This window comes from Chryseobacterium formosense (assembly GCF_900116415.1).
Classification (GTDB): Bacteria; Bacteroidota; Bacteroidia; order Flavobacteriales; family Weeksellaceae; genus Chryseobacterium; species Chryseobacterium formosense.
Map to the genome: position 1 here is coordinate 86,349 of NZ_FPAP01000002.1, position 18,734 is coordinate 105,082.

Genomic DNA, 18,734 nt, shown 5'->3' on the forward strand with positions numbered 1-18,734 from the left:
GAACACAAAAAAAGACCTGAAAAGGTCTTTTTTATTTATGAAATCACGCCACTTCCAATCAGTTCATCATCAATATACCAAGCTGCAAACTGTCCTTCGGCAATTGCAGATTGTGGTTTTTCAAATTCCATGTAGAATGCATTTTCAAACTGATAAATCGTTGCCTTATCCAAAGCCTGTCTGTAACGGAATCTTGCCATTACTTCCATTGATTCTCCATTTTGTAATCTAAGATCTTCTCGTACCCAATGCAATTCAGAATTATCGATTTTCAACGCTTTTTTATGTAATCCAGGAAAACTGTGACCTTCGCCAACAAAGATGATGTTGTTTTCCATATCTCTTGAGACGATAAAACAGCTTTCTTTATGTCCGCCTATTCCAAGTCCCTTGCTTTGTCCGATCGTGAAAAATTGGGCTCCTTGATGTTTTCCTATTACTTTTCCGTCAGTTTTTTTATAATTGATTTTTCTGCTTAAATATTCCAACTCTTCCTTTTTTGAAGAAAATTCCGGAGTTTCCTGAGCAAAAAGGGGAGAATCTTTGAAAATTTCTACAATTTCACCTTCTTTCGGAACCAATTGTTGTTGTAAAAACTGCGGTAAACTTACTTTTCCGATAAAACATAATCCCTGAGAATCTTTTTTATCAGCGGTTACCAATTCCATTTTTCTGGCAATTTCTCTTACTTCGGGCTTCGTGAGTTCTCCAATCGGAAATAAAGCTTTAGACAATTGATCCTGGCTCAACTGACATAAAAAGTAAGACTGATCTTTATTATTGTCTTTTCCGGCCAAAAGATGGAAGATTTCTTTTCCATTTTCATCGAAAGTAGAATCTACTCTTGCATAATGTCCGGTTGCGACTTTATCTGCACCCAATGACATCGCCGTTTTCATAAAAACATCAAATTTCACTTCTCTATTGCACAAAACATCAGGATTCGGAGTTCTTCCTTTCTGATATTCGTCAAACATATAATCAACGATTCTTTCTTTGTAAAGTTCGCTCATATCAATCACCTGAAAAGGAATTCCGAGCTTTTGAGCAACCATCAATGCATCATTGCTGTCTTCAATCCACGGACATTCATCTTCCAAAGTGACCGATGCGTCATTCCAGTTTCTCATAAAAAGAGCCACGACTTCGTGCCCTTGCTGCTGCAGCAAATATGCTGTAACACTCGAATCTACGCCTCCTGAGAGACCTACTACTACTTTCATATATTCAATTTTACGAAACTCTTAACGGGAGTTCTTAGTTGAGACGCAAAATTACAATAATCCTATTCGCAAAAAAAATGATAATTTTAGGGATTGATAAAAACGATTGTTTTAAAATCACCTAAAATTTAACCAAACAAAAAATTATCATATGAAAAAACTGTTTATTGCTTCACTCATTCTTATATCAGGACTTTCATTTTCTCAGATTGCAGTAGGAACAACTGAAGAAAACAATACCCGTTGGACCTTCGGTGGAGGAATCGGCTTCGGTTTCGGAAGCAATTCGATGTTTAATCTACAGGCTTCACCTCGTGTCGGTTACAGGCTTACCGATGATTTAGAAGCCGGAGTAACAGGAACGGTAATGTGGCAGACGTCGGATTTTTATAATTCTACCATGTTTGGAGTTGGTCCTTTTGTGAACTACTATTTCGCAAGGTCTTTTTATGTAAGCGGAAATCTGCAACATTTTTTCATCAACTATAAAGACAAATATTACGACTTTAAAGCAAGTGATGAAGAAACGGCTTTGTATTTAGGGGGTGGCTATTTACAGAGAATCGGAAATAATTCTTTTCTGCAGCTCGGTATAATGTACAATGTTTTATATAAAGAGAACAATAGTATTTTTGCCAATGGACTTGTTCCGAGTATTGGGTTTGTTGTTGGTTTATAAGTTTAAAATTACTCTCAATTATCTTCGGAAATTGTGTGAGATAAAATAAAAAAGCATCGAGAAAACTCCCGATGCTTTTCATTTATAATCAATTATTATTTTAAGACTGTGACTTTTCTGCCGATTTTTTTGGCTTCGAAGTTTTTCCTTCCAATCCGTCTTTAGCGTCATTTAGATCTAAGGTGACGGTTTCGCCTTCAGTTAATTGCTTGTTTACCAACATTTCTGCCAATAAATCTTCAATATATTTCTGAATAGCTCTTTTCAATGGTCGTGCTCCAAAATCTTTATCCCAACCTTTTTCAGAGATGAAATCTTTAGCTTCAGTTGTTAATTCAACTTTATAACCTAATTTTTCAAGTCTTCCGTAAAGTTTAGTCAATTCAAGATCGATAATTTTCTTAATATCGTTTTGCTCAAGAGAGTTGAAGATTACAATGTCGTCAATTCTGTTCAGGAATTCCGGCGCAAACGCTTTTTTAAGGGCATTTTCAATAGTACTTCTCGCTCTTGAATCTGAATTTGTTTTCTTCGCATTCGTTCCAAACCCTACACCATCTCCGAAGTCTTTAATATCTCTCGTTCCGATGTTTGAAGTAAGAATGATGATTGTATTTCTAAAGTCAATTTTTCTACCTAAACTATCCGTAACGTGACCTTCATCTAAAATCTGAAGTAAAATATTGAATACATCCGGATGCGCTTTTTCAATCTCATCCAAAAGAACTACAGCATAAGGTTTTCTTCTTACTGCTTCTGTTAATTGTCCACCTTCTTCGTATCCAACGTATCCCGGAGGCGCACCAACCAATCTTGAAACAGCGAATTTCTCCATATATTCACTCATATCAATTCTGATCAAAGCTTCGTCAGAATCGAAGAGTTCTCTTGCCATGACTTTTGCCAGCTCAGTTTTACCGACACCAGTTGTTCCTAAGAAAATGAATGTTCCGATAGGTCTGTTAGGATCTTTCAGTCCGGCTCTGTTTCTTTGAATTGCTTTCACAACTTTTTTCACTGCGTCTTCCTGACCGATTACTTTTCCATTCAGTTGGTCATCCATTTTCGCTAATTTATCAAGCTCATTTTTACCAACTTTCGTTACAGGAACACCGCTCATCATTGAAACAACTTCTGCTACATTTTCTTCCGAAACGGTTTCTTTTTTCTCTTTTACATCTTTATCCCACTGATCTTGCGCCGAATTAAGCTCCATCTGAAGACGTTCTTCCTCATCTTTCAGCTTTCTAGCCTCAAGATAATCCTGAGCTTTTACCGCTTTTTGCTTTAACTCTTTGATATCTTCAATTTTCTTTTCGAAATCAATGATGGCAGTAGGAACTTTCATGTTTTTAATATAAACACGGGATCCGGCTTCATCCATTGCATCAATTGCTTTGTCTGGTAAGAAACGGTCTGTAATATATCTTGATGTTAAATTCACACAGGCAGCAATAGCTTCGTCTGTATAAACAACATTGTGATGCTCTTCATATTTGTCTTTAATCTGATTCAAAATCTGAATCGTTTCATCGATAGAAGTCGGTTCCACCATTACTTTCTGGAATCTTCTCTCTAAAGCACCGTCTTTCTCGATATATTGACGGTACTCATCCAAAGTAGTCGCTCCGATGCATTGAATTTCACCTCTTGCCAAAGCAGGTTTGAACATATTTGAAGCATCTAAACTTCCTGTAGAACTTCCCGCACCAACAATGGTATGCAGCTCATCGATAAACAAAATGACATCACGGTTTTTTTCAAGTTCCGTCATGATGGCTTTCATTCTTTCTTCAAACTGACCACGGTATTTTGTTCCGGCAACCAAACTCGCCAAATCCAAAGTGATTACTCTTTTACCAAAAAGAACTCTTGAAACTTTTTTCTGCTGAATTCTTAATGCCAAACCTTCAGCGATGGCAGATTTACCAACACCCGGTTCACCAATCAACAAAGGATTGTTTTTCTTTCTTCTGGATAAAATCTGAGAAACTCTTTCAATTTCTTTCTCACGACCGATCACAGGATCTAATTTTCCGTCTCTTGCCAAAGAAGTCAAATCCCTACCAAAATTATCTAAAGTAGGCGTTTTGCTTTTTGCAGAACCCAGATTTCCTGTCGGTTTTCTCATCTGCTCAAATTCTTCTCTGTCGTCATCGTCATCGTAAGCAGAATTCTGTGGCGCCTGTCCGGAATTTTTGAGCATCGTTTGATATTCTCTTGAAACTCCTTCATAGTCGATATCATAAGCTCCCAAAATATTCGAAGTAGGGTCTTCATATTTATAAAGAATGCCTAAAAGCAGGTGAACGGTATTAATTTCACTGCTTTTGTATTGTCTGCACTCAAGTTCAGAACGTTTTATGGCATGGTCTGCCATTTTCGTGAACGAAATATTGGTAACCTCTTCAGAAATAGGATTTAGACTTGCTGTATTTAAAGTTTCAATTTTTCTTCTGATTTGTGTTAAGTCCGCATTGAGGTTTTGAAGGATTTCTTTCGCAGAGTTTTCTGTTTTTATAATACCTAAAAGTAGATGTTCTGTATTAAGAAATTCACTTTTCAGCCTTTTAGCTTCGCTTTTGCTTTGTTTGAACACCTGGCTCAAACCTTGTGAAAACTTATAATCCATAATGTAACTCATTAGAATAAAAGCAGAATTGCTTTATATTCACAATCTAAATTACAAATATTTTACCAAAAAACAAATAATGACTTTATGGCAGAAAATAGTTTTTTATCTTATTGAAAATGACTAAGTTTGTCTTCCTCAAATATTTCTCATGAGTCCCGAGATGGTCAATTATATCGGTTATGCCGCTTCAGTTTTTATTGTTTTAAGTTTTATTCTAAAGGATTTAACCAAAATAAGGATTGTCAATTTGATCGGCTGCATCTGTTTTGTAACCTACGGGTTTTTAAACGGAATGCTTTGGCCGGTTATCATTCCGAATGCCATTATTTGCTTTGTACAGGTATATCATTTAGTGACAGCAAAGAAAAAATAATGAGCCGAAAGAAAATCATTACTTCCGCATTCAGCAACCTTTACACAGACCAGAGAATCGAGAAAGTATGCCAAACTTTGCATGAAAACGGCTATGAAATTGACTTGATTGGAAATAATTGGGGTGGCGCAGAAAAGATGGAACGGCCTTATCAATTTTCAAGAATTCCTCTTGTTTCTAAGACTTTAAAAACCGCTTATTTTGAATTTAACTGGAAATTGTATTGGGAATTGTACGGAAAAGTGAAGGAAAATAAAAATGTTATTCTTCATGCCAATGATTTGGATGCACTTCTGCCAAATTATCTCATTTCAAAAAAATATAAAATTCCTTTGGTTTTCGACAGTCATGAGATTTTTTCTGAAATGCCCGCTGTTCAGGGAAAAATGTCGCAGAAACTGTGGCGATATTTACAGGATAAAATAGTTCCGAAACTGACATTCATGATGACGGCAAGCGGAAGTTATGGTAAATGGTTTCAGAATAAATATGGTATTCAGCCGGTTATTGTACAAAATGCTCCGAGAAAAATAGATTTTAATACTGAAATTGCGGATAATCACCCAAAAATACTTTTATACCAAGGTGCCATCAATCCTTTTCGCGGAATTGATAAAGCCATTTTGGCAATGCATCATTTAGATCATATTATTTTTAAAATCGCCGGTGATGGGCCGAGAAAAAAAGAATACGAAGATTTAGTGATTAAAGAAAACCTTCAGGATAAAGTTGAATTTTTAGGAAAATTATTGCCTGAAGATTTGAGAAAAATTACCTTAACTGCAGATCTTGGAATGAGTATCGAGGAAAATGGGGGTGAAAGTTATCTTTATTCGCTTCCCAATAAAGTTTTAGATTGCATTCAGGCGCGGGTTCCTTTAATCATGGCAAGTTTACCGGAAATGGTAAATATCAGAAATCAGTTTGATGTAGGAGAAATTATTGAGAATCATCAACCTGAAACAATTGCTGCAGCCATTCGAAAAGTTTTAGATAAAGGCAGAAAAAATTATCAGCCGGAACTTGAAAAAGCGGCATCTCATTTTTGCTGGGAAAATGAAGAAGTAAAATTACTCGATGTTTTTGAAAAAGCGTCTCAGAAAATTATTGATTAAGTTTATTTTCAGACTTAAAAAATCTATTTGATTTTTCATAATTCAACTTAAAGCTTTCAAAATCTTAATGTTTTGAATATTTCCAGCAAAAATTTAAATTTCTAAATTTAGTATCTTTGCGGAAATTAATTGTTTAGAATGACCATTAAAGAAAAACAGCAGGAAATAATCGACGAATTTGCCTTTTTGGAAGACTGGGAGCAGAAGTATGAATATATTATTGATCTTGGTAAAGAACTGAAAGGTTTATCTGATGACAAAAAAACCGATGAAAATTTAATCAAAGGTTGCCAAAGTAAAGTTTGGATCGATGCTGAATTTAAAGATGGAAAACTGTTTTTCAATGCCGATTCAGACGGTATTCTACCAAAAGGGATCGTTTCTCTCTTAGTAAGTATTTACAGCGGTCATTCTACCAAGGAAATTCTTGATTCTGATTTTGAATTCATTTCAGAAATCGGGTTGCAGGAATTTTTATCACCTTCCAGAGCCAATGGTTTGATGGCGATGACTAAGCAAATTAAATTTTATGCTGTTGCATATCAACTGAAATCTTAGTTGTGACCAGAATTTTAGCATACCGTTTTTCCGCTTTTGGTGACGTCGCTATGACGGTGCCGGTTTTCCGCGAATTTTTAGAGCAAAATCCTGATGTGGAAATCGTGATGGTCTCCCGGAATAATTTTGAGAGCTTATTCGCTGATATTCCGAATGTTATATTCCATGGGATTGATCTTGATGAGTATAAAGGTTTTCTTGGGATAAGACGTTTGGGAAAAGAATTACTTAAACAATATAGACCTGATTATGTTGCTGATTTACATGATGTTATCCGTTCAAAAATTTTAGATAAAATTTATGTAAGAAAAGGGTTGAAAGTTTTTAAAATCAATAAAGGCAAAGAAGAAAAAGAAAATCTTACCAATGTCTGGAATATTGAAAAATTTCAGCTTAAAAAAACAGTGGAACGTTATGCAGATGTTTTTCGAGATATGGGTTTTAAAGTTGAACTTTCACATCAGTTGAGACCAAAATCAACTCAAAAATCAGGAATCGGTTTTGCGCCATTTGCTCAGCATAAAGGCAAAATGCTTCCTCTCGAAAAGTCCTTTGAGCTGGTGAAAATTTTAGCACAAAAAAACACCATTTATTTCTTCGGAGGCGGAAAAAAAGAAACCGAAACGCTTGAAAGTTGGGAACAACAAATTCCGAATACAAAAAGTTTGGCAGGAAAACTGAATCTTTCTGAAGAACTTAACAGGATTGCGCAACTTGAAGTAATGATTTCGATGGATTCAGCTAATATGCATTTAGCCAGTATTGTAGGAACAAGATGTGTTTCTGTTTGGGGAGCTACTCATCCTTATGCCGGATTTTTAGGATTCGGACAAAGTGAAGAGGATGTTGTACAGATTAAAGATCTTACCTGCAGACCTTGTTCGGTTTTTGGAGATAAAGAATGCTATCGTGGAGATTGGGCTTGTCTGGAAGAAATCAATGTACAGCAAATCATCGATAAAATCTAACAGATGAAAATTTCTGTCTGTATTCCCGTTTATAATTTTGATGTTAGAAGTCTGGTTTTTGAACTTAAAAAGGAAATACATGATCAAAAAATTGATGCCGAAATTATTCTAATCGATGATGCTTCAGACGGTAATTTTATAGAAATAAACAATGAACTTCAGGATCAGGTAGAACAGTTTGTTTTTCTTGAAAAAAATATTGGAAGATCAAGAATCAGGAATTTATTTTTAAAACATACAAGAAGCAATTACCTGCTTTTTCTCGATTGTGATGTTCAAATAGACAACAATTACTTTTTAGCTAATTATTTAAAGGAAATAGCGAAAGATAAAGGAGTTGAGGTTATATATGGTAACTTCAAAATAGATCCGGCTTATTCCCAAACTTTACGAAATCGATATTCTGTTGATAAAGAAATTTTTTCTGTTGAAAGATCATCTGATTTAGAACTTTTAAAAACGGTCAATTTTATAATTAAAAGAGAGGTATTTGAGAAATTTCCCTTTAATGAAGACTTAAAAAACTACGGATATGAAGATTTTGTATTTGCTAAAACTCTTGAATTTGCGAAGATGAAATTTTTAGCCATTCAAAACCCGGTAATACATTTTGATGATACTTCTAATGAAGTTTTTTTAAGTAAAACAAAAACAGCAATAGATTCTCTTTTTCAGCTTTCTCAAGATCCGGGAAATGAAAGGTTTATTAATGATATTAAAGTTTATAAAGTTGCTAAAAATATTGTGAATCTTAAAATGAGAAGTTTATTTTTGTTTATTTACAATCTCATGGAAAATAGGATGATGAAAAATTTACGGTCTAAAAATCCCAATCTCAAATACTTTGATCTGTATAAGCTTGCTTTACTGCTAAGAAAAATGAAATAATTTAAAATAAAAAAATCTCTCAGATTTCTGAGAGATTTTTGTGGGTCCTGAGGGATTCGAACCCCCGACCCTCTGGGTGTAAACCAGATGCTCTGAACCAACTGAGCTAAGAACCCGAATTTTTTTGAAAGGTTTCGTTTCCTTTTCTGTGGGTCCTGAGGGATTCGAACCCCCGACCCTCTGGGTGTAAACCAGATGCTCTGAACCAACTGAGCTAAGAACCCTCTATACTTGTTTTCTCGTTTAGAGTGGTGCAAATATACAACTTATTTGATTATCTCCAAATTTTTTTCTAAAAAATCTCCCACTACAAAGTTGCTTCCGCCGATAAAAATCATTTCTTCATTTGTACATTCTTGTTTTGCAGAAAGATAGGCTTCCTGCACGGAATCGAAAATTTTATAAGAAATTTTTGCGTTAATCAGCAAATCTTCATAATCTTCGGGATGTCTTCCTCTGTTGATCGATGGTTTTGCAAAATAAAACTCAGAATTTTCGGGAAGTAGTGTCATCACGTCATCGATTTTTTTGTCATTCACGAAGCCTAAAACAATATGTTTATGCTTTTCAATAGAATTTAATTGTGAAAAGACATATTCAAGACCTGCCTGATTGTGTCCTGTATCGCAAATCGTCAAAGGATGTTGAGAAAATTCAAACCAACGGCCGATGAATCCGGTGTTTTTGTGAACGGATAAAAGTCCTGATTGTATATTTTCGTTAGAAATTATAAAATTTAATTTTTTTAATTCTTCAATTAAGGCTAAAACAACTTTTATGTTTTTCGCCTGATAATTTCCTTTTAAATCAGATTTTAAATCAGTATTCAATAGAGTAGCGTCGATAAATAGAGCGTTTTCTTTATCGGCTTTCGCTTTGATGATGTTTTTTACCACTTCATTTTCATCTCCGGAAATGATAGGAATGTTATTTTTGATAATTCCAGCTTTTTCTCCTGCAATTTCTTCAATGGTGTTTCCTAAAATATTTTGGTGATCCAACTGTACGTTGGTAATCGCCGAAACGAGAGGAGTGATAATATTGGTTGAATCCAATCTTCCACCTAACCCTACTTCAATAATGGCAAAGTCTACATTTTGCTGATAAAAATATTCAAACGCCATAATGGTGGTAAATTCAAAAAATGACGGAAGAATATCTTCCGGAAGATTTTTTAATTTTTGAATGAAATTGTAAACAAACTCCTTATTGCAATTTTTACCATTTACTTTAATGCGTTCCGTAAAATCAATAAGATGGGGTGAGTTATATAAACCGGTTTTGTAACCTGCTTCCTGAAGAACCGAAGAAAGTATGTTGCTCGTAGAACCTTTTCCGTTGGTTCCACCGATATGAATGCACTTTATTTTATCTTGTGGATTTCCAAAAAAATCGCAAAGTCTTTTTATGTTGTCTAACCCCGGTTTATAAGCTTTCAGCCCATCAATCTGATAGTTCGGAGCCTGAACGAAAAGCCATTCTACAGCTTCCTGATATTGTTCGTTTGTCATGTCGCAAAATTCTCAAAACTTTCATTAAAATAAAACAATAATTTTCTAAATCTGTAACTTTTTTACAATCTCAACGTCTAATGGTGAAAAAGCAAATTTAAATTGCACTAAATCGAAAAGATGAAGGTTTAAAAAATGCTTGAAAACATAAATATTTCCTTATGAAAAAAGTTTTGACGGTTGTTTTAGGATTAGCCTTTGCGGGAATGAACGCACAGGAGAAATGGTCTTTGCGTGAATGTGTAGATTATGCTGTGCAGCACAACCTTCAGGTGATTCAGAATGAATATTCAAAACAAATTCAGGATTCCAATCTTAAAATTGCACAGAAAAATTATCTGCCTTCGGTAAGTGCAAATATGGGGAATAATGTAAGTTTCGGGCAGGCTTCTTTGGGAACAGGAAGTATCCGGAACGACAGATTCAGCAATAATGCGAATGTCAGTGCAGATATTCTGATTTACAATAACGGAAGACTCGAAAAAACAATCAGAAAAACCCAGTATGATGTAGAAGCGAGTCAGTACGATATTGAAACGATTAAAAACGATATTTCGCTGCAAATAGCAAGACAATACTTAACAACTTTACTGAATAAGGAAATTGTAAAAATTGCGCAAAGTGCCACCGAAAATGCCAAAAAACAATTCGACAGAGCAAAAATTACAACAGAAGTAGGAACAACGGCCCAAACAATTGTTGCAGAAGCAGAAGCAGCTTGGGCAAGAGAAAAACAAAATTTAAAAACCGCAGAAATCAACGTTGACAGAAGTTTATTTGCGTTGGCACAATTGCTTCAGCTAAAAGAATATAAAGATTTTGATGTAGAAGATGTTGAAATTTCCGAACAGCTTGCTCCACAGTTGATTTCCGTGGATCAAGTTCTCAATACGGCTTATGACAGTCAGCCTCAGATTAAAGCTGCAGAAAGCAGAATAAAATCTGCAGAGGCACAGACTGAAGTTACAAGAACTGCATTTTGGCCAACATTAACGGCAAGTGTAGGTGTAGGAACTTTTTACAATAATTTGTTAAATACGAGTTATTCAGGATATGACCAATTTGGAAATGCAACAAAAGAGCCTACTTTTTTCCAGCAGTATAAAGATAATTTTGGGCAACAAGGAGGATTGAGTTTAAACATTCCGATCTTCAACAAAGGAATTACTAAACTTCAGGTAGAGCAGTCAAAAATCAATGAAAATATTGCTAAGAACTCTTTAGAGCAACAAAAACAGGCTGTAAGACAAAATGTTCAGCAGGCTCAGTTTGATGTGGATGCCAATTATGAGGTGTATCTTTCTGCTGTTGAAGCCGAGAAAAGTACAAAACTGGCAATGGATTTTGCAGATAAAAGTTATGCTGCAGGTCGTACCACCATTTATGATCTGAATATTGCGCGAAACAACTATGCAAATGCTCAAGGTTCAGTGGAGCAGGCAAAATATAATTATGTTTTCAGTCTTAAATTATTGAATTTCTATGCGGGAATTCCTTTAAGTTTGTAAAATGTCTATTCAGTCCTTAGAAAAATATTTACCACAAAATACACTTTCGTACTTAAGAAAATGGTTTTCAGATTATTATATTCATATAAAAGTTACTAAAAACCGCAATTCAAAGCTTGGAGATTACCGTAAACTCCGTGATAATTCGCATGAGATTACGATCAATTCCACATTAGCTCCACAGCTTTTTTTCTTTGTGCTGACACATGAATTGGCTCATCTTATTGCCTTCGAAAAATACGGACGAAGAATTTCACCCCACGGAAATGAATGGAAGCTTACTTTCAGGGAAATGTTGCTTGAAAGTCTCAATGTTTACGAAGAAGATTTAAAGCCGATTATTATTAAATTTTCACATTCTCCGAAAGCCAATTTTATGGCAAGTCCGGATCTGGTAAAGTATTTTCATATTGAAAATCATGATGATAATCTTCAATATATTGAAGAACTCTCGAAAGGAGACCAATTCGTTTACAGAAACCAAACGTATTTATTAGAAGGTCTGATCAAAAAAAACTATCTTTGTATGAATCTGGCTACAGGGAGGAAGTATTCTTTCAAACCTTTGGCGAGAGTGAAAAAATGTAGTTAAATATGTCAATATCAGATAAATACTGTGTGATTATGGCAGGAGGAATCGGCAGTAGATTCTGGCCATTAAGCACGCAGAAGTTCCCAAAACAATTTCAGGATATCTTAGGTACGGGTCGCACCATGATCCAGCAAACCTATGATAGAATCAGCAAAAGCATTCCAAGCGAAAATATATTTGTCATCACCAACAAAGAATATGTAGCCTTGTCTCATCAGCAATTGCCGGAAATTCCGGAGCAGAATATTGTGGGTGAACCGTTGATGAAAAATACGGCGGCATGTAATCTTTACATGGCGAATAAGATTGCAGAAATCAATCCGAATGCAACGATGATTGTGCTTCCTGCAGATCATTTGATCTTAAAAGAAGATGTTTTCCTGGAAAAAGTTGAATTGGCGTTTTCTCTTGCTTCTTCGCAGGACTATCTGGTTACTTTGGGGATTACACCTACAAGACCAGATACAGGATATGGCTACATTCAATTTGTTGAAAAGAAAAATTCCGAATATTATAAGGTTAAAACGTTCACAGAAAAACCAATTCTCGAAATTGCTAAAAGTTTCTTAGAAAGCGGCGATTTTCTTTGGAATGCAGGAATTTTTATCTGGAATGTAAATTCTATTCACAAAGCTTTCGAAACTTTCCTTCCGGATATGACGCAGCAGTTTACCGCTTGCGAGTACAATGCTGAAGCTGAAATAAGCTGTATAGAATTGATTTATCCTAAAATTCAGAAAATTTCAATCGACAACGGGATTTTAGAAAAAGCGAAGAATGTTTACGTTATTCCTGCAGATTTGGGTTGGAGCGATCTTGGAACATGGACTTCCGTTTTCGAGAACAGCGAAAGAGACGAAAACGAGAATGCCATCAATATAAAAACGGCTCTTACATACGATTCGACAGGAAATATCGTTCATGTAAAAAATACTAAGGCGGTCGTTATAGACGGCTTGAAAGATTTTATCGTTGTAGATACAGACAAGGTTTTGTTAATCTGCCCGAGAGAACACGATCAGCAGATCAAAGACTATGTTTTGGATCTGAAAAGTCTGAAAAAAGGCGAAAAATATATGTAAATATCGGCATAAATTCTGCCACAATTTGAGCTATGAAAAAAAGTATGAACCCTGTTTTTCTTTTTGTTTTTCTGTTTTTGGGAATTTCTGTTTTTTCCCAAGACAAGAAAAAATTCTCAAATATTGATGGCGTTATGTCTAAAATAATACCCGACAATAAGATTGATTTCTGGGTGCTTGTTCACAACAGTTACGGTAAAAATAAAGAAGTGAAAATTTCCGGAACCAAAAAAGAGTATGTCCCGCAGTTCGCCGGTTTCAATCTGAGACCGGGAGAAGAAAGCTTTTATTATATTGTGTATTCTGTTGGCGGAAAAATCAGTTATATCACCGAAATTAAAGATCTTAAAGACTTTATGGGTAAAGCTGATAATGTGGAAGAAGCTGCCTTATCTGCGGTTTTGGAAGGCTATATGATCGATGAGCAGTTTGTGGATGTTGCGGCAAATTATTACGAAGATGCGTCGAATTATTATTTGGACTTGGGAAAGATCACTTCGAAAGAGTGTCCTTATCAGAAGACCCATTATACTTTAACGGTTAACAAGTCTACAGGTGTAATTTCTATTGTAAAAGACAACGGGCCGTATATGGAAGTTTATACAAAAAAATGTCCCAATAACCCGCGGCTTTTAAAAATAGAAAAGAAAGAAGAACCTAAAGATGAGCCTAAAAAGCAACCTGTCAAAAAAAGAAAATAACTTTTACGAAACCGAAAGGCTTTTGATTCGTCCCATGTCTGTGGATGATGCAGATCTTATTTTTGAGCTTTACAATATGCCTAATTTCATTAAGTATATAGGCAATCGCAACATTAAGTCTCTTTCTGATGCTGAAAATTACATTAAATTTAAATTCTTACCACAATTCGAAAAACTTGGTTTCGGAAATTATTTAATCATTTTAAAGGAAGGAAATCAAAAAATAGGAGGAGTAGGAATCTTCGAAAGAGAAGGACTGGATGTAGTGGATATTGGTTTTTCTGTTCTGGAGAGATTCGAAGGGAAAGGTTTAATGTTTGAAGCGGCCCAAAAAATAAAATCTATTGGGATGGACGAGTTTGGTTTAAAGAAAATTTCAGCCATTACTACAAAAGACAATCTTTCTTCTCAAAAATTAATCGAAAGATTAGGCTTAAAATTCCAGAGAATGGTCACCATTCCCGAAGACTCTGAAGAATTGATGTATTACGAAACAGAATGATTTTCAGATCTATTTGTCATTCTGACGAAGGAAGAATCTAAGTTTAAAATAGATTCTTCACTACACTTTTTTTCATTAAGAATGTCAGACAACAACTATTCTTCCAAAATTTGCGCAGCTGCCATTTTTGAAGTTACTTTCTCAATCACTCTTGTACAGATTCCTTTTTCATCAAAAATAAAAGTGGTTCTTACGATTCCCATATAGGTTTTTCCGAACGTTTTTTTCTCTTGCCAAACTCCAAACTTTTCGATAATATCACGGTTTTCATCAGCAATCAGATCATAAGGAAAAGCAAATTTACTGTGGAAGTTTTTCTGCTTTTTCACCGTATCACCACTTATCCCCAAAAGCTGAAATCCTGCTTTTTCCAATTGCGAGTAATTATCGCTCAGATTACAGGCTTCTACAGTACAGGTCGGCGTACTGGCTTGCGGATAAAAGAATATCACCAGTTTTTTTCCGATTAAACTCTTAGAATTAATGGCTTCTCCGTCTTGGTTTTTTCCTTCAAATTGTGGCAGTTTATCTCCAACTTTCAGCATAATGACTTATTTTTGTTCAAATTTAGTGGTTAAATGACAAAAAAGCAAAGAGCTAAACTTGTTCAGACAGAATTGGAGAAACTTTATCCTGAAGTTCCTATTCCTTTAGATCATACAGATCCTTATACTTTAATGGTTGCCGTTGCTCTTTCTGCACAGACAACTGACAAGAAAGTTAATCAGGTTACCCCCGAACTTTTTGCTGTTGCCGGAACACCGCAAAGAATGGCGAAACTGGAAGAATATCAGATCAAAGAACTGATTAAAGAAATCGGACTTTCTAATACGAAAGCCAAAAACCTGAAAAGAATGGCAGAGCTTCTTCTGGAAAGGCATAATGGAGTAGTGCCTCAAACTTATGAAGAGCTTGAAGCGCTTCCCGGAGTTGGCCACAAAACAGCTTCTGTAGTAATGAGTCAGGGTTTCGGATTTCCTGCTTTTCCGGTCGATACGCACATTCACAGATTAATGACTCAATGGAAGCTCACTTCCGGTAAAAACGTCGTAGAAACCGAAAGAGACGCCAAAAGCATCTGGAAGGAAGAGGTATGGAATAAGCTTCATCTCCAGATTATCTTTTACGGTAGAGAATATTCGCCTGCAAGAGGAAAAGGGGAGAAGGATTTTATAACTAAAATGATGTTTGAGAAGATTTAAAAAGTTCGCAGAATATTAATTTCTGTGATAATTGCTTTGCCTTCTCTTCGGCTCCATTCGCTCCACGAACCAACATATAAACCTACGGTGTCAAATCCTGCGTAGCTTAATGCGAGAATTGTATGACATGCTGTAACTCCTGATCCGCAGTGAATAATTATTTTTTTAGAATTATTTTGAAAAAAGGAAGAGTATTTTTCTTTTAAAATCTCTGGTTTTAGAAAGTTCCCTTTTTCATCTAAGTTTTCTGAAAAAGGAATATTAATTGTTCCCGGGATATGTCCTGCAACCAAATCAATGGGTTCAGATTCTCCTCTGAAACGATACGCATCTCGCACATCAATAACAGTTGCTGTATTGCTCAATAATTCATTTTCGACATCTTCTAAGGTGAATAAAGGTAAAATCCATTGATGGTTTTTAATTAATTCTGACTTTTGAAAGTTTTCTTCCCCATTTGAAAACTCTACAGCTTCCTTTTCTGCACTTTGAATTCCGCCATCCAAAACCTGAATATTTTTTAAACCAAAAGATTTCAGCATCCACCAGGCTCTTGCTGCAGCATTTGAACCATTTTTATTATCATAAATTATAATATGGGAAGTTTCCGAAATACCAAGAATAGAAACTGTTTCTGAAAATTTTTCAATTTTTGGAAGCGGATGTCTTCCGCCAAAAGCAAGATTTTCAACAGTTCCGGCTAAATCCTTATTCAAGTCAATGAATCTAGCTCCTTTAATGTGATTAATTAAGTAATTTTCATAGGCATCTTTGCCGACTCTTGCATCAAGGATAATGAGGTTTTCGGGGGGAAGATTTTTAAATTGTTGTATTGAAATAATGGGCTGCATATTAAACTAAATAAAAAACGCAGAAATCTCTGCGCTAATTGTTATTCATAAGAAAAAGTAAAGATCTGTTTCAGGTCCGGATGCAGACTTTTTGCAACAGGACAATTATGTGCCGTGGCTTCAATAAAATCTTTTTCCTCTTCCGTAAACTGATCAGGAAATACAAATTCACAGAAAATTTCAGCAATTCTTCTCGGATTCGGAGCCATAATTTTCTGAAGATTGCAATACGCTCCTTCAATATTAATATTTTTTTCCTTTCCTAAAATCGCAATGGTTGTCAATGCACATTCTGCTAAAGAAGTTGCACACAAATCTGTAGGTGAAAACTTTTCACCTTTGCCGTGGTTGTCTGTTGGAGCATCGCTTTCAATGATGGTTCCAGACTGTAAATGTTCAGCAGAACATCTTAGATTTCCTATATATATTATTTTTGAAGTCATTTTATTTATTTTTTAGTTTTTTCTAAAATTTTTTTTATTTGAATCCGTAAATCTTCTAAAGTAAAACTGTCGTTTTTAAATCCTATTGGGTAAGTTGTATGTCCTTCATTAGATTCTTCACATATCACAAATTCTGCATCTGTTTTTTCTATCTGAAGCGTTTTTTCAATATTAAATTTGCGTTCAATTTTTTCTCCGGTCTTATCAATCAAATATACTTTATAAATTGATTCAAGCGTTTTTTGAGGTTTCTCAAAAGATTTATAAACATTTATCCATTGATTATTCCACTGAAATTCATCAACGACTAGATTTTTAAATTTCATATTGTCTTCAGGCAGTTTTTTCTCAAAATAAAGGCCTTTCATCTGATCAAAAATCTTATTTGCCTCAGTAAATTTATTTTGAGCATTTAAAGCTTTAATCAACTTTTCATATAGAATATACTCATCGGGATACGCAGTTATTCCATCAAAATATATCTTTTCAGATTTTGGGAAATTTTTAACTTGTGCGTAATAAAAATTCCCGGCGTTCTTTATTAATTCAAGATACCATTTGTCATCTTTCAATTTGGAATTTTGAAGCCCTTCAATATATGTTTTCTCTTCATTGGAAAGATCTTGCTTTATTGTATATATTCGCGCTTTTTCAACATAAAATTCAGCAAGAGGAGATTTTGAAATTGCAATATTTATGTTATCTAAAGCCGGATCATATTGTTTTAAAAACATTTGTGAATAACCTTTTTGGAAATACAAAATAGCATTATCAAATTTTTTTGCTAAGGCTTTATCATAATATTCTACAGCTTTCAGATCATTTTCTTTACTAAAAAAAGCATAGCCTAAATAGTACAGTTCCTCTCCGCTTAAATTTTCACTATCTTTTTCCAGTTTAATGATTTCATCAAAATTCTGCTCATTAAATAGCTTTAAAACTTTCTGAGAAAAAAGAGTTGAGTAGGTTAAGATTAAAATGAGTAAATAAAATTTTTTCATAACCTAAAAGTGAAAAATATCTTTCGCTCTGTTATAAGAACTTTCGAAATTGAGCAGATTCAAATTATGTTCCGCTTTTTCTACGCTCATAAAATTGATTACCTGTTCGGTCGGCATATTTCCTACCAGATCATCTTTTGCCATCGGACAACCGCCGATTCCTTTGATAGCAGAATCAAATCTTCTGCAACCCTGATCATAAGCAGCTTTAAGTTTAGAATAAGAATCTTCGTAGCGGTTATGAAAATGAGCACCAAAATTCATTTCAGGGTAGCTTGATGGGATTTTCTCAAAAAGAAGTGTAATTTTTTCAGGAGTTGCCACGCCAGTTGTATCAGACAGAAGAATGTTTTTTATGCCTATTTCCGAAAAACGTTTCGCCCAGAAATCAACATCTTCCCATTTCCATACTTCGCCGTAAGGATTTCCAAATGCCATTGAAAAATAAAGGTTAAACTCTCTGTTTTCAGCTTTGGTAAGTTCAAGGATTTTTACAACATCATCAAAAGCTTCTTCCTGATTCTTATTGGTATTTCTGTGCTGAAAAGTTTCAGAAATAGAGAAGGGAAACCCCAAAATATCTACAGACTGGTGTTTTAATGCTTTCTCTGCACCACGGAAATTTCCGATGATGGCAGAAACTTTCGTATTCGAAAGAGATTTATCGATATTTTCTGCCACTTCTGCAGAATCTGCCATTTGCGGAATAGCTTTCGGAGAAACAAAACTCACACAATCCAAGACATCGAAACCCACTTCCATCAGCGAATTGATGTAATCTATTTTTTTTGTGGTAGGAATAAATTCATCCCAACCCTGCATTGCGTCTCTAGGACATTCGGTAAGAAACATTTTACTTTTTGATTTTCTCAAATATAATAAAACTAAACTATTTAGTTCTG

At 34.9% G+C, this 18,734-nt stretch carries 20 protein-coding genes and 2 tRNA genes; 12 read left to right on the forward strand and 10 right to left on the reverse strand.

Going from position 1 to position 18,734, the window contains the following annotated elements; translation table 11 throughout:
* Window positions 1–35: 35 nt before the first annotated feature.
* A complete protein-coding gene (mnmA, locus tag BM371_RS06580) occupies window positions 36–1,223 on the reverse strand; it encodes a tRNA 2-thiouridine(34) synthase MnmA (protein WP_034672823.1) in 1,188 nt (395 codons plus the stop codon).
* 151 nt (window positions 1,224–1,374) lie between these two features.
* Between mnmA and BM371_RS06585 the strand changes: the two genes are divergently transcribed.
* A complete protein-coding gene (locus tag BM371_RS06585; protein ID WP_034672821.1) occupies window positions 1,375–1,902 on the forward strand; it encodes a hypothetical protein in 528 nt (175 codons plus the stop codon).
* 100 nt (window positions 1,903–2,002) lie between these two features.
* On the opposite strand, the gene BM371_RS06590 is transcribed toward BM371_RS06585, so the two are convergent.
* Window positions 2,003–4,534 (reverse strand): ATP-dependent Clp protease ATP-binding subunit, encoded by a 2,532-nt coding sequence (locus tag BM371_RS06590; protein WP_034672818.1) that lies wholly within the window; start codon window positions 4,532–4,534, stop codon window positions 2,003–2,005.
* Window positions 4,535–4,685: 151 nt separating this feature from the next.
* On the opposite strand from BM371_RS06590, the gene BM371_RS06595 reads away from it, so the two are divergent.
* The 5 genes from BM371_RS06595 to BM371_RS06615 all read left to right on the forward strand — a co-directional run bounded on the left by BM371_RS06595 (window position 4,686) and on the right by BM371_RS06615 (window position 8,439).
* Window positions 4,686–4,910 (forward strand): hypothetical protein, encoded by a 225-nt coding sequence (locus tag BM371_RS06595; protein WP_034672816.1) that lies wholly within the window; start codon window positions 4,686–4,688, stop codon window positions 4,908–4,910.
* Complete coding sequence (locus BM371_RS06600; protein WP_034672814.1) at window positions 4,910–6,025, forward strand: glycosyltransferase; 1,116 nt, start codon at window positions 4,910–4,912, stop codon at window positions 6,023–6,025. Before BM371_RS06595 ends, BM371_RS06600 begins: the two co-directional genes overlap by 1 nt.
* A 138-nt stretch (window positions 6,026–6,163) precedes the next feature.
* Window positions 6,164–6,583, forward strand: coding sequence for a SufE family protein (locus BM371_RS06605; RefSeq protein WP_034672812.1), 420 nt, complete (start codon window positions 6,164–6,166; stop codon window positions 6,581–6,583).
* 2 nt (window positions 6,584–6,585) lie between these two features.
* On the forward strand, window positions 6,586–7,551 hold the full coding sequence (locus BM371_RS06610) for a glycosyltransferase family 9 protein (RefSeq protein ID WP_034672809.1): 966 nt from the start codon (window positions 6,586–6,588) through the stop codon (window positions 7,549–7,551).
* Window positions 7,552–7,554: 3 nt separating this feature from the next.
* A complete protein-coding gene (locus tag BM371_RS06615; RefSeq protein ID WP_034672808.1) occupies window positions 7,555–8,439 on the forward strand; it encodes a glycosyltransferase family 2 protein in 885 nt (294 codons plus the stop codon).
* Window positions 8,440–8,480: 41 nt separating this feature from the next.
* On the opposite strand, the gene BM371_RS06620 is transcribed toward BM371_RS06615, so the two are convergent.
* The 3 genes from BM371_RS06620 to BM371_RS06630 all read right to left on the reverse strand — a co-directional run bounded on the left by BM371_RS06620 (window position 8,481) and on the right by BM371_RS06630 (window position 9,950).
* Window positions 8,481–8,555: transfer RNA gene (locus BM371_RS06620), tRNA-Val, on the reverse strand.
* A gap of 33 nt (window positions 8,556–8,588) precedes the next feature.
* Window positions 8,589–8,663, reverse strand: a tRNA-Val gene (locus BM371_RS06625).
* Between the two features lie 42 nt (window positions 8,664–8,705).
* Window positions 8,706–9,950 (reverse strand): bifunctional folylpolyglutamate synthase/dihydrofolate synthase, encoded by a 1,245-nt coding sequence (locus BM371_RS06630; protein ID WP_034672803.1) that lies wholly within the window; start codon window positions 9,948–9,950, stop codon window positions 8,706–8,708.
* Window positions 9,951–10,111: 161 nt separating this feature from the next.
* Here BM371_RS06630 and BM371_RS06635 point away from each other — a divergent pair, with 161 nt between their 5' ends.
* Genes BM371_RS06635 through BM371_RS06655 form a run of 5 tightly spaced genes read left to right on the forward strand, consistent with a single transcriptional unit; the run spans window position 10,112 to window position 14,335 of the window.
* Window positions 10,112–11,458, forward strand: coding sequence for a TolC family protein (locus BM371_RS06635; protein ID WP_034672800.1), 1,347 nt, complete (start codon window positions 10,112–10,114; stop codon window positions 11,456–11,458).
* Between the two features lies 1 nt (window position 11,459).
* Window positions 11,460–12,050 (forward strand): SprT-like domain-containing protein, encoded by a 591-nt coding sequence (locus tag BM371_RS06640; protein ID WP_034672795.1) that lies wholly within the window; start codon window positions 11,460–11,462, stop codon window positions 12,048–12,050.
* A 2-nt stretch (window positions 12,051–12,052) separates the two neighbouring features.
* Window positions 12,053–13,132, forward strand: coding sequence for a mannose-1-phosphate guanylyltransferase (locus BM371_RS06645; RefSeq protein ID WP_034672794.1), 1,080 nt, complete (start codon window positions 12,053–12,055; stop codon window positions 13,130–13,132).
* Between the two features lie 32 nt (window positions 13,133–13,164).
* Window positions 13,165–13,833 carry a hypothetical protein gene (locus BM371_RS06650; protein ID WP_034672793.1) on the forward strand — a complete coding sequence of 223 codons (669 nt, stop codon included), beginning with the start codon at window positions 13,165–13,167 and terminating at the stop codon, window positions 13,831–13,833.
* Window positions 13,796–14,335 (forward strand): GNAT family N-acetyltransferase, encoded by a 540-nt coding sequence (locus BM371_RS06655; protein ID WP_051882512.1) that lies wholly within the window; start codon window positions 13,796–13,798, stop codon window positions 14,333–14,335. Before BM371_RS06650 ends, BM371_RS06655 begins: the two co-directional genes overlap by 38 nt.
* A gap of 95 nt (window positions 14,336–14,430) precedes the next feature.
* Here the strand turns inward: BM371_RS06655 and bcp are convergent, their stop codons facing one another.
* Window positions 14,431–14,880, reverse strand: a complete 450-nt coding sequence (bcp, locus tag BM371_RS06660) for a thioredoxin-dependent thiol peroxidase (RefSeq protein ID WP_034672792.1) — start codon at window positions 14,878–14,880, stop codon at window positions 14,431–14,433.
* Between the two features lie 33 nt (window positions 14,881–14,913).
* On the opposite strand from bcp, the gene BM371_RS06665 reads away from it, so the two are divergent.
* Window positions 14,914–15,537 (forward strand): endonuclease III domain-containing protein, encoded by a 624-nt coding sequence (locus BM371_RS06665; protein ID WP_034672791.1) that lies wholly within the window; start codon window positions 14,914–14,916, stop codon window positions 15,535–15,537.
* Here the strand turns inward: BM371_RS06665 and BM371_RS06670 are convergent.
* The 4 genes from BM371_RS06670 to BM371_RS06685 are packed head-to-tail and all read right to left on the reverse strand — an operon-like array spanning window position 15,534 to window position 18,684.
* Window positions 15,534–16,388, reverse strand: coding sequence for a sulfurtransferase (locus BM371_RS06670; protein WP_034672788.1), 855 nt, complete (start codon window positions 16,386–16,388; stop codon window positions 15,534–15,536). The genes BM371_RS06665 and BM371_RS06670 overlap by 4 nt on opposite strands.
* 41 nt (window positions 16,389–16,429) lie before the next feature.
* On the reverse strand, window positions 16,430–16,831 hold the full coding sequence (locus tag BM371_RS06675) for an OsmC family protein (RefSeq protein ID WP_034672786.1): 402 nt from the start codon (window positions 16,829–16,831) through the stop codon (window positions 16,430–16,432).
* Window positions 16,832–16,836: 5 nt separating this feature from the next.
* Complete coding sequence (locus tag BM371_RS06680; protein WP_034672784.1) at window positions 16,837–17,832, reverse strand: tetratricopeptide repeat protein; 996 nt, start codon at window positions 17,830–17,832, stop codon at window positions 16,837–16,839.
* A 3-nt stretch (window positions 17,833–17,835) separates the two neighbouring features.
* Window positions 17,836–18,684 (reverse strand): hydroxymethylglutaryl-CoA lyase, encoded by an 849-nt coding sequence (locus tag BM371_RS06685; RefSeq protein ID WP_034672781.1) that lies wholly within the window; start codon window positions 18,682–18,684, stop codon window positions 17,836–17,838.
* Window positions 18,685–18,734 lie beyond the last annotated feature (50 nt).

Excerpts from the sequence above, each read along its gene's own strand:
- mnmA (WP_034672823.1), bottom strand. The coding sequence starts at position 1,223 with ATGAAAGTAGTAGTAGGTCTCTCAGGAGGCGTAGATTCGAGTGTTACA.
- BM371_RS06585 (WP_034672821.1), top strand. The coding sequence starts at position 1,375 with ATGAAAAAACTGTTTATTGCTTCACTCATTCTTATATCAGGACTTTCA.
- BM371_RS06590 (WP_034672818.1), bottom strand. The coding sequence starts at position 4,534 with ATGGATTATAAGTTTTCACAAGGTTTGAGCCAGGTGTTCAAACAAAGC.
- BM371_RS06595 (WP_034672816.1), top strand. The coding sequence starts at position 4,686 with ATGAGTCCCGAGATGGTCAATTATATCGGTTATGCCGCTTCAGTTTTT.
- BM371_RS06600 (WP_034672814.1), top strand. The coding sequence starts at position 4,910 with ATGAGCCGAAAGAAAATCATTACTTCCGCATTCAGCAACCTTTACACA.
- BM371_RS06605 (WP_034672812.1), top strand. The coding sequence starts at position 6,164 with ATGACCATTAAAGAAAAACAGCAGGAAATAATCGACGAATTTGCCTTT.
- BM371_RS06615 (WP_034672808.1), top strand. The coding sequence starts at position 7,555 with ATGAAAATTTCTGTCTGTATTCCCGTTTATAATTTTGATGTTAGAAGT.
- BM371_RS06630 (WP_034672803.1), bottom strand. The coding sequence starts at position 9,950 with ATGACAAACGAACAATATCAGGAAGCTGTAGAATGGCTTTTCGTTCAG.
- BM371_RS06635 (WP_034672800.1), top strand. The coding sequence starts at position 10,112 with ATGAAAAAAGTTTTGACGGTTGTTTTAGGATTAGCCTTTGCGGGAATG.
- BM371_RS06640 (WP_034672795.1), top strand. The coding sequence starts at position 11,460 with ATGTCTATTCAGTCCTTAGAAAAATATTTACCACAAAATACACTTTCG.
- BM371_RS06645 (WP_034672794.1), top strand. The coding sequence starts at position 12,053 with ATGTCAATATCAGATAAATACTGTGTGATTATGGCAGGAGGAATCGGC.
- BM371_RS06650 (WP_034672793.1), top strand. The coding sequence starts at position 13,165 with ATGAAAAAAAGTATGAACCCTGTTTTTCTTTTTGTTTTTCTGTTTTTG.
- BM371_RS06655 (WP_051882512.1), top strand. The coding sequence starts at position 13,796 with ATGAGCCTAAAAAGCAACCTGTCAAAAAAAGAAAATAACTTTTACGAA.
- bcp (WP_034672792.1), bottom strand. The coding sequence starts at position 14,880 with ATGCTGAAAGTTGGAGATAAACTGCCACAATTTGAAGGAAAAAACCAA.
- BM371_RS06665 (WP_034672791.1), top strand. The coding sequence starts at position 14,914 with ATGACAAAAAAGCAAAGAGCTAAACTTGTTCAGACAGAATTGGAGAAA.
- BM371_RS06670 (WP_034672788.1), bottom strand. The coding sequence starts at position 16,388 with ATGCAGCCCATTATTTCAATACAACAATTTAAAAATCTTCCCCCCGAA.
- BM371_RS06675 (WP_034672786.1), bottom strand. The coding sequence starts at position 16,831 with ATGACTTCAAAAATAATATATATAGGAAATCTAAGATGTTCTGCTGAA.
- BM371_RS06680 (WP_034672784.1), bottom strand. The coding sequence starts at position 17,832 with ATGAAAAAATTTTATTTACTCATTTTAATCTTAACCTACTCAACTCTT.
- BM371_RS06685 (WP_034672781.1), bottom strand. The coding sequence starts at position 18,684 with ATGTTTCTTACCGAATGTCCTAGAGACGCAATGCAGGGTTGGGATGAA.